Source organism: Actinosynnema sp. NPDC023658, from assembly GCF_040639995.1.
Taxonomy (GTDB): Bacteria; Actinomycetota; Actinomycetes; order Mycobacteriales; family Pseudonocardiaceae; genus Actinosynnema.
In genome coordinates, this window is the sequence record NZ_JBFAAX010001274.1 from 1 (window position 1) to 1,421 (window position 1,421).

Here is a 1,421-nt window from a genome sequence, read left to right on the forward strand (position 1 = left end):
GGGTCCTCGATCCGGATCAGGTAGTGGTCGCGGACCCAGGTCTTCTTGTCCACGCTGAACACCGGCTGACCACCGCGGGCGAAGTCGAAGTGGTAGCGGAACGGGAACGGGATGTTGTTGACGAACGGGAGGAAGCCCCACACGCGGCGCAGGATCGCCAGGCCGGCGTTGCGCTCGCGGCCGGTGGCCGTCGGCGCGTTCGGCTGGTCGAGGTGCCAGGTGGAGTTGGTCAGCGACGCGCCGAAGTCCTTGCGGAAGTGGCCGATCGGCCGGCCGTTGCCGTCGATCACGTCGTAGCCGCTGCCGAGGTCGATCACCTTGCGCGCGCGGAAGCCCGCGAGCACCTGGTTCTTGGTGGAGTCGGTGTAGATCGTCACCTGCTCCTTGAAGGCCATCCGCTTCTGCTCGACGAACGCCACGAGCGGACCGGGCTCGCCGCCGTGGTCGGCGAAGATCTCGTAGCGGTTCACCATCAAGGTGACCTTCTGGTGCATGTGCAGCACGTTCATCGCCTGCGAGAGCATGGTCGTCCCCTTGACTCCGGTCGAGAGCAGGCAGTCTCTCACCCGACCGAGTGAAGATCACCACGGGGATCACCGAGGCGGGCCCTCGTAGCCCCAGGTTGACGCCGTTCCGTGCCCGTTCTCCACCCGTTCGCCGGAAACGGTCGGGCGTCGCGCTGAGTAATTTTCACATCACGGGCCCTGCCGTTGATCGACCCACGAGAGGTGGAAGATCATGAACCGTGCTGTGAGCAGACTGGTCACCCTGGCGAGTGCGCTGGCCTTGGCGCTGGTCGTCGTCCCGGCGACGCAGGCCGCCGCCGAACCCGGTACCTACTGGACGCCCGAGCGGATGCGTTCGGCCGCTCCGCTCGACCTGCGCGCCGCGTCCCCGTCCGCGCTGCGCGCCACCGTCCCGGCGGGCGAGCCGGCCACCGTCGCGCCGATGGCCTTCCCCAACGGCGGCAGCGCGTGGACCGGCGGCGGCGCGGTCGTCACCACCGCGGGCCGCGTGTTCTTCACCTACCAGGGCCGCAACGCCTCGTGCAGCGGCAACGCGGTCACCAGCGCCAACAAGAGCCTGGTGATCACGGCCGGGCACTGCGTGAAGCTCGACGGCGCGTTCCACACCAACGTCGCGTTCGTCCCGGCCTACAACAACGGGAACGCCCCGTACGGCACGTGGAACGCACGGGCCACCCTCACCACCCCGCAGTGGAACGCGAGCGAGGACATCAACTACGACGTCGGCGCGATCGTCGTCGGACAGCTGAACGGCCAGTCCCTCACCGACGTCGTGGGCCCCGACGCGAAATCGAACACACATCCCGGCGCCCACAAAACCAACCAGTGAACCAACCCCTCCGCCCCCCCCAACCCAGGGACCAAGGCCTTCAAAATGAGCATGCGCGCGCTGAA

General features: G+C 67.9%; 2 protein-coding genes. One reads left to right on the forward strand and one right to left on the reverse strand.

What is annotated here, in order from left to right; translation table 11 throughout:
- A partial coding sequence (locus AB0G02_RS40195) for a hypothetical protein (protein ID WP_360805793.1) occupies positions 1-524 on the reverse strand: 524 nt, incomplete at its 3' end.
- 214 nt (positions 525-738) lie between these two features.
- Between AB0G02_RS40195 and AB0G02_RS40200 the strand changes: the two genes are divergently transcribed.
- Complete coding sequence (locus tag AB0G02_RS40200) at positions 739-1,356, forward strand: hypothetical protein (RefSeq protein WP_360805796.1); 618 nt, start codon at positions 739-741, stop codon at positions 1,354-1,356.
- Positions 1,357-1,421: the final 65 nt, after the last annotated feature.

Excerpts from the sequence above, each read along its gene's own strand:
- AB0G02_RS40200 (WP_360805796.1), top strand. The coding sequence starts at position 739 with ATGAACCGTGCTGTGAGCAGACTGGTCACCCTGGCGAGTGCGCTGGCC.